Origin of the sequence: Bradyrhizobium sp. AUGA SZCCT0431 (assembly GCF_018131065.1) — a bacterium.
Classification (GTDB): domain Bacteria; phylum Pseudomonadota; class Alphaproteobacteria; order Rhizobiales; family Xanthobacteraceae; genus Bradyrhizobium.
The window spans coordinates 1-7,880 of sequence record NZ_JAFCLR010000078.1 but is presented as its reverse complement, the minus strand read 5'-3'; the positions used below and the strand labels follow the sequence as shown (position 1 = coordinate 7,880).

General features: G+C 63.1%; 5 protein-coding genes. 2 read left to right on the top strand and 3 right to left on the bottom strand.

The window, feature by feature from the left end:
• Positions 1-308 precede the first annotated feature (308 nt).
• Entirely contained in the window at positions 309-503 is a 195-nt protein-coding gene (locus JQ567_RS37555) for a hypothetical protein (RefSeq protein WP_212443479.1), read from the top strand.
• A gap of 665 nt (positions 504-1,168) precedes the next feature.
• On the opposite strand, the gene JQ567_RS37550 is transcribed toward JQ567_RS37555, so the two are convergent.
• Positions 1,169-2,335, bottom strand: a complete 1,167-nt coding sequence (locus JQ567_RS37550; RefSeq protein WP_249165990.1) for a fatty acid desaturase — start codon at positions 2,333-2,335, stop codon at positions 1,169-1,171.
• Positions 2,336-2,850: 515 nt separating this feature from the next.
• On the opposite strand from JQ567_RS37550, the gene JQ567_RS37545 reads away from it, so the two are divergent.
• Positions 2,851-3,747 (top strand): LysR family transcriptional regulator, encoded by an 897-nt coding sequence (locus JQ567_RS37545; RefSeq protein WP_212205530.1) that lies wholly within the window; start codon positions 2,851-2,853, stop codon positions 3,745-3,747.
• Positions 3,748-3,754: 7 nt separating this feature from the next.
• On the opposite strand, the gene JQ567_RS37540 is transcribed toward JQ567_RS37545, so the two are convergent.
• Both JQ567_RS37540 and JQ567_RS37535 read right to left on the bottom strand, forming a co-directional pair.
• On the bottom strand, positions 3,755-6,055 hold the full coding sequence (locus tag JQ567_RS37540) for a PAS domain-containing sensor histidine kinase (RefSeq protein WP_212443478.1): 2,301 nt from the start codon (positions 6,053-6,055) through the stop codon (positions 3,755-3,757).
• Between the two features lie 205 nt (positions 6,056-6,260).
• Positions 6,261-7,649 carry a cation diffusion facilitator family transporter gene (locus JQ567_RS37535; RefSeq protein WP_212443477.1) on the bottom strand — a complete coding sequence of 463 codons (1,389 nt, stop codon included), beginning with the start codon at positions 7,647-7,649 and terminating at the stop codon, positions 6,261-6,263.
• Between the last annotated feature and the right edge of the window lie 231 nt (positions 7,650-7,880).

Genomic DNA, 7,880 nt, shown 5'->3' with positions numbered 1-7,880 from the left:
CGTCCAAGCCGCCAGGTCCCATTACCATGAAGCACGGCCTCGAATACTTCCACGCCGCCGCCGCAGGATGGAGCCTCCGAGATGTGTGCATGCCCTAGGGCCTTCGCCGGGACGACGAGTTGAGAGAGCTGAGAAGGGCAATGACGGCGAGGGCTGTTTGAAATTCAAACCGGAACCGCAGTGAAGGCGCAGCGCCTGCGCAACCAGCGCTTGTCCGTGACGGTGCGCACAGCCGCGGTCGTCGGCCGGCATGAGGCTGCCGGTCCGGCAACGGATGGTCCGTTGCCGGAGCAACCCTGGAGACAGCGATGACTTCGAACATGCCTGCCTTGAACGACGATGCACTCGATGCCGTCAGCGCTGGTCTTGGCAAAGGAGACGTGTGCGTAGGAACCACGACGATGATCAAAACCAGTGCGGGGACCCTGACACTCGGCTCTGCCGACTGCACCGTCGGCGGGGTGACGGTTTCACTTCCGTTCGGAAGCTGGACGCCCGCTTGACGCGTCGGGTCCCGCCGCGATGCCAATCACGGTCGGCCTCTTACAATCTCGCTACAGCGATAGGCCTTGGCTCTAGACGTGAGGCGCGCTCGATCCGCGCAATCGTTCGACATACCAGAATGCCCAGATGGTAACGAACGAGAGGACGAATATCCCCCCGCATGCAAGGAACGTTGATCCAATACTTGTTTCCATGACATCCTCCAACAGGGTTGATCGCTTGCAGTCCCGCCAGTCGATGTTTGCGCATCAAGCTGGTTTCAAATCGCGCGGTAGCGGTGGACGTTCACTTGCCCGTCAGAGCGTCAATGCCGCTGACGTTTCACGGGGTCGGTCATTCCGGACAGTGCTTTGCAAGCGAGATCTCGTTCGTGGATCAATCGATCCATGAACTGACCTCGAACTGTAGGCGGGAGTGTTACCGAACTCTCTGTCACCGAAGGGTGCCACGGGCAGGGCGGTGATAAGGCAGGATGCGCGCTATTACGCGAAAGTGCCAATCAATAGTGCTCATGCAAGCCAAATGTTTTTGACCGCGCACCATGGATGTCGGAACTTTTGTGCCGAGCGGAATAGCGCTTGTCACGCCACAGCCCAACGGGCGACCTGTCCGCCGTAGCCCAATGGGCGAAGGCGGAAGGCGGAAGCCATTCCGCCGCTTTGTCCTAAGCCCGCACCGCAATCAGCTGCGAGCCGACCGCGCCGAGCAGGAGCTGGTGCGCGCGATCGACGATTTCGTCGAGCGAGCGGGTACGCGCAAACATGGCCTGCGCCTGCGCCAGCAATTCGTCGCGCGTCGGAATCCTCGGATGGAACGACGCCAATATCTCGGCCGTTTGCGACCGGGCCTGGCTCAGCGTCTCCTGCAAGGCCGTCAATTCGGACGAGTGCAGCGCCGACGAAACGGCGAGCGCAATCCGCTCGGGATTGAACCATGCGACGAGTTCATCGGCGGCGCGATTGATGACGCGCGAACCGAGCCGCTGCTCGTTGCGCAGCACCTCCGCGGGCGGCGTCTTCAGGTCTCGGACGACGCGAACGAAAGACAGCGCCTTCAGCATGTAAAAGGTGACGTCGATTTCCCACCAGCGAAATCCCTGGCGGGCGCTGCTCTGATAGGCGTGGTGGTTGTTGTGCCAGCCTTCGCCCATGGTGAAGAACGCCAGCAGCCAGTTGTTGCGGGAATCATCGCCGGTGACGTAGCGCTTGCGGCCGTGAACATGCGCCAGCGAATTGATGCAGAAGGTCGCGTGATAGAGCAGCACCGTGCTCCAGACGAAACCGACCACGAGGCCGGACCATCCGCCGATCAGGAAACAGATGATCGCGAGGATCACGCTCGGCAGCTGCTCGAACCGGTGCAGGAACCTCAATTCCGGAAAGGCGGCAAAATCCGCCACCTTGACCAGATCGGTCAGGTCGTGCTGCCGGTAAAAAATCCATCCGACATGGCTGTAGAAGAAGCCCTTGTGGCGGGGCGAATGCACGTCATGTTGCGTATCGGAATGCAGATGGTGGTGGCGATGCTTGGCGGCCCACCACAGCACGCTCTTCTGGGTGGTGCTCTGGGCAAGGAACGCCAGCACGAATTGAAACAGCCGGCTGGTCGAATAGGACCGGTGCGAGAAGTAGCGGTGATATCCCGCCGTGATCGCGAACATGCGCAGCCAGTACAGCGTCATGCAGATCGCGACCGCCTGCCAGGTGATGCCGGACCAGAACGCGGCAAAGCAGCTGAGGTGCAGCACGATGAACGGCAGCGCGGACGGATACATGATGTCGTCATGGGCGTCGGCAGTGTGGGCGTCGGCATTGTCTGGCTTGTCGGACATGAAGTGCGTACTTGGCTCCCTGGCGCATGCCGGAGTCTCGCGGGCATGACTCGCGGCTGATGGACGAGGTGATGATCGCATCCATCGGTTAAGACCCGCTGAGGGGCCGGACGATGTTAGTCAAGAGTGGGCTGAGGCTCGTCAGTCACGCGCACCATGGGCGAGGCCAAGTCGGTCGGCCGAAGTTCGGTCACCCTAAATAGTTCCGGCCAGCCGGCGGCGCAAGGCAATGTCCGGACCTGAGGCCGTGGGTCGCACTCCGGCCGAAGGGGCGCGGGCAGGCAAAATGAAGGCCAGCCCCGCGCCCTGATCGGAATTGGAATTGTTCCAAACTTTGGGGAACTCGTTCCCTGCCGCTTGCCCAATAAGCCCTGAAAATCGGGTGATATGCGTATCCAATGAACGCCGAAGCGGGTGTATCGGAGCTTGGCTTTTGACGTATGGGTCCAGCGGTGGCCGTGGTATTTGTCACCGCCGGACCATGGGGTTAACCGACCAGATTCACTGAGGCCTTCTTGCTCGATAAGCTTGAACTATTGCTGGCGCTCGCAAAGGAGCGGCATTTCGGACGCGCCGCCGAGGCGTGCGGCGTCACCCAGCCGACCATGTCGACGAGCCTCAAGCAGCTCGAGGAAATCCTCGGCGTCATGCTGGTGCAGCGTGGCTCGCGCTTTCAGGGTTTTACGCCCGAGGGCGAACGCACGCTCGACTGGGCGCGGCGGATCGTCGGCGACACCCGCGCCATGCGGCAGGAAATCAACAGCCTCAAGGACAAGCTCTCTGGCGAGATCAGGCTGGCGGCGATTCCCACCGTGCTCGGCATGGTGGCGCAGCTCACCACGCCGTTCCGCGCGCGCCATCCAGATGTGCGTTTCCAGATCCGGTCATGCACCTCGGCCGAGGTGCTGGGGCTGTTGGAAAATCTCGAGGTCGACGCCGGGCTGACCTATATCGAGAACGAACCGATCGGCAAGGTTCGCACCATTCCGCTCTACAACGAGAGCTACCGCCTGCTGACGGCGCCCGATGCGATGTTCGGCGATCGCAAGCAGGTCACCTGGAAGGAAGTCGGCCAGGTGCCGCTGTGCCTGTTGACGCCGGACATGCAGAACCGCCGGATCATCGACCGCGCGCTGACGTCGGTCGGCGCCGAGGCGATGCCGACGCTGACGTCGAACTCGCTCTTGGTGCTCTATACCCACGTCAAGACCGGACGCTGGGCGAGCGTGATGCCGGCGAAGCTGGCGGAGACGTTGGGGCTCGCGGATACCGTCCGCAGCATTCCGATCGTCGATCCCGTGGTCGATTACAGCATCGGCATGGTGATCCCGCAGCGCGATCCGATGACGCCGCTGATCGCAGCCCTGGTGCAGATCGCCCGCGAAGTCGCGCCGACCCTGGAATCGGCTTGAGGGCCGGCTACGCCGCGACCGACAGCTTTGCGCTCGGCTTTTGCGGCTCGCGCGGCAGCCTGATCCGCACCACCGTTCCGGCGCCGAGCTTGGAACGCAGCCGCATCGTTCCGCCGTGCAGACTGGTCAGCGATCTTGCGATGGCCAGCCCGAGGCCCGAACCCTGATAGGTCTTGGTGAGCTGGCTTTCCACCTGCTCGAACGGTTTGCCCAGCCGCCGCAGCGAATCCGGGGCGATGCCGATGCCGGTGTCGGCGATCACGAGCACGATGGAATCGCTGAGCACCTGGCCGCGCACGGTGACCCGGCCGTCGTCGGGGGTGAATTTGACGGCGTTCGACAGCAGGTTGACGAAGATCTGCTTGACCGCGCGGCGGTCGGCCATGACCGAGATGGTGCTTTCGATATCGGCGTCCAGCGTCAGATGCTTGTCTTCCGCGCGCCCGGACACCACGCGCAGCGACTCCGCCAGAATGTTCGACAGGTCGAGCGGCTCCATGTCGAGCTTCATGCGGCCGGCCTCGATCTTCGACATGTCGAGGATGTCGTTGATGACTTCGAGCAGATATTTGCCCGATGTCAGGATGTCGTGGCAGTACTCCTGATATTTGTCGGAGCCGAGCACGCCGAACATGCCGCTGCCCATGATCTCGGAGAATCCGATGATGGCGTTCAGGGGTGTGCGCAGTTCGTGGCTCATATTGGCGAGGAATTTCGATTTTGCCTGGTTGGCTTCCTGGGCGCGGGTCCTCTCCTGTGAATATTTCTCGGCGAGGTCGGCGAGTTCGGATTGCGAGCGCTTCAGATCGAGCACGTTGGCGCGCATCCGCGCGTCGTTCTCGACCAGCTTCTGCTCGTGTTCCTTGATGCGGGTGATGTCGGTGCCGACAGAGACGTAGCCGCCGTCCTTGGTGCGGCGTTCGCTGATGTGCAGCCAGCTGCCGTCGTCGAGCTGGGCTTCGAAGGTGCGCGCTCCCGGCGCTTGCGCGCCGGTCTCCTGCAGTCTGGTGCGGACCTCCGGCATGCTGCCGACTTCGATCACGGTTTCATAGGAGGTGCCTGATGTCACCGCCGAGTCCGGCAGCTTATGCAGGCGCTGGAAATGCGAGTTGCAGAGCACCAGGCGGTCTTCCGCGTCCCACAGCACGAAGGCTTCCGGAATGGTCTCGATCGCGTCGCGCAGCCGCAAATCCGCCTCGACCGTTTTCTCGGCGAGGCTCTTCTGTTCGGTGATGTCGACCGCGATGCCGATCAGATGCAGGCCAGAGTCGGCGGCGGCCTGGCTGAGTTCGCAGCGCACCCGCAGCCAGATCCAGTGACCGCCGGTGTGCTGCATGCGGAAGGTCTGGTCGATATGGTCGAGCTTGCCGGAGATCAATTGATCGGCGATCGCGAACAGGTCGATGTCGTCGGATTTCACCAGCGCGTTGACTTCGCCGAAGGTCAGCAGGTCGTTGCGGGAGTCGAGCCCGAGCATCGTGAACATCGACTGCGACCAGAAAATGCGGCCGCGCGACAGGTCCCAGTCCCACAGGCCGCAACGGCCGCGGTTGAGCGCGGTGTCGATCCGGCCGCGCACCGCGTCATTGATCAGGTCGCCCTCGCGGGCGCGGGTCGATTGCCAGTGGAACGCAAAGCCGAGGATCAGCACGACGAAGCCGGTGGTGGCGGACAGCGTCATCGACAGCGCCGCGTCCGATCCCCACAGGGGATCGTTCTTCTCCTGGATCACGATGACCTGGCCGGGCAGCGCCTTGACCAGCCGCGAAATCGCCAGCGCGCCGTTGCCGCTCGGCAGCGTCATGTCGTTGACGACGCCCTGCTGAGCCGGCGCGGCGAGCAGTTGCGCGGTCGAGATCACGTCGAGCACGCGGTCGCTTCCGCTGAGGCCCTCGACCGGAATCCGCGCCAGCACGCGATGCTCCACACCGGTGATGATGAAGTGGCGGCCGGCCGCGTTGCCCCAGGAGGGAATGAGTTCGGGCAGCAGGCTCTGCAGCCGGTCGATGGTGAGGGCACGATCCTGCCGGACGGAGGCGAGGCGATCGATGCGTTCGGCCAGCAGGTCGGTGACGGCGGCGAGATCGCGCTTCAGCGCGGTGCGCTTCTGCCGGCTCTGGTCGATCACCTGCACGACCGCGCCGAGGCAGATCGTGATCAGGAAGGCGATGATCAGCGTCGGCACGGCGCGTCGCAGCGCCGGCTCGGCGATGAGCAGCCTGTGGTAAGCTGGTTTAGCGATCGATTGCGCCAATCCCTTGATCGAATCGGATTGAACACACGCGTTCGCCGCATGCGCGCGCGCCATGCTAATAAACCCCCACCGAAATTAATTTTTTCACACCGTTCGGAAGAACCCCACGTCGTTTCCGAATCACAGCGATTTGAATCCGTTTTTCCCGGGCTGTCGAGAGTCAACGATTCGTTAATATGAAATAAATCTTGTCCAACGACGAATCGGGGACTCCAAAAAGAGTCCGAAACAGGAACGCGTCCGTATTAGTACGTCCAGCTCACAAATAAGGCGGTTCGGCGTGGCTGATCACGCGCTTGATGGTCGGGAAGGCGCGGCGCAGCGCGCGCTCGATCTCGTCGACGTTCTCATGCACCTTGATGACGCTCATCGACGGCGCGGCGCGGCAATGGAAGTTGACGATTTCGCCGGCGTCGGTGTCGCGCACCCGCACATTATGGATGTCATGGATGGCGCCATTGGCCGCGAAACCCGCCAGCGCCGCCTTGATGACTTCCACCCGTTCGGGTGAGGCGTCGGTGCCGTGCGGCAGTTCCGGTTCCAGCGGCTCGATATGGGTGTCGACCTCGACATCCTCGCCAAAATCCTCGCGGATGCTGCGCTCCAGGTCATGGGCGATGTCGTGCGCCGCGGTCAGCGCCATGTCGCCGTCGACTTCGAGGTCGATGCTGACCGTCAGCCGGCCGCCGAGATCGTGCACGGTGACATGGTGGACCGCGAGGCCGGAATTGCGCGCGATCACCATGATGCGCTCGCGCACGCTCTCATTGTCGCGCGCCACCGGCACCGCGGTGAACGTCAAATCGGCGTCGCCGAGCGCCTGGCTGACGGCCGCTTGCGCGATCCGCTTGATCGCCTCGACGCGGTCGATGGGGTAGGTGCGGGGCACGTTGACGATGGCGTCGATGAAATGGGTCGGCCCGACCATGCGCACGCGCAGCCGTTCGACGCCGACCACGCCGGGCACGGCGCGGATGGCCGCGGTGGCTTTTTCCGCCGCGCCTTCCGGCGCGCGGTCGAGCAGGGTTTCGATGGTGGACCGTCCGAGCCGCAAGCCCAGCAGCGATATCATCACGGCGACCGCGATCGCCGCCGCCGTGTCGCCCCAGGCATAGCCGAAGCCGGTCAGCACCAGGCCGATGATGACGGCGACCGAACCCAGCACATCGGAAGCAAAATGCAGCGCGTCGGCGGCCAGCGCCTGGCTCTTGGTTTCGCGCGCGGTGCGATGCAGCGCCCGCGCCCGCCAGAAATTCACGCCGATGTCGATCACCAGCACCACGAAGGGCACGGCCGAGAGCGTCGGCGGGGGCGCGCCTTCGCGCAGGCGGCTCCAGGATTCCACCAAAATGCCGCCGGCCAGCACATAGAGCAGCGCAATGACGAACAGCGCCGACAGGCTTTCGAACTTGCCGTGGCCGTAATGATGTTCCGCGTCAGCCGGCTGGTCGGAGACCCGCACCACCAGCCAGGTGATGATGGTCGCGACCACGTCGACCGAGGAGTGCAGGGCCTCCGAGATCAGCGCCAGGCTGCCGATCGCAATCCCGACCGCGAATTTCGCCGCGGCCATGCCGGCGCTGGCGAAGATCGAGATCGCGGCGACGTTGGTTTTGAGGTTGGAGACGCGGGCGTGAGTTAATGTCATGACCGGCGGTTTAGCAGGGCGCCCGTCAACATCAAGCCGCCATCCACAGCGCTAGTCGCAACTGGTTTGCAGAAGCAGGTTTGTTGCGAATTGTTCCGATTTGAAAGAGCGCCATTGCGGTGGTTTATCCGTCTTGTCGTCCCGGCAAAGGCCCTAGGTGGTGTGGACTCTAAGGATTCCCTTTTAAGAGCAAATCAGATTCAAGGCTGCTTTTGGGGAGGCAGTCTTGGG

Excerpts from the sequence above, each read along its gene's own strand:
- JQ567_RS37555 (WP_212443479.1), top strand. The coding sequence starts at position 309 with ATGACTTCGAACATGCCTGCCTTGAACGACGATGCACTCGATGCCGTC.
- JQ567_RS37550 (WP_249165990.1), bottom strand. The coding sequence starts at position 2,335 with ATGTCCGACAAGCCAGACAATGCCGACGCCCACACTGCCGACGCCCAT.
- JQ567_RS37540 (WP_212443478.1), bottom strand. The coding sequence starts at position 6,055 with ATGGCGCGCGCGCATGCGGCGAACGCGTGTGTTCAATCCGATTCGATC.
- JQ567_RS37535 (WP_212443477.1), bottom strand. The coding sequence starts at position 7,649 with ATGACATTAACTCACGCCCGCGTCTCCAACCTCAAAACCAACGTCGCC.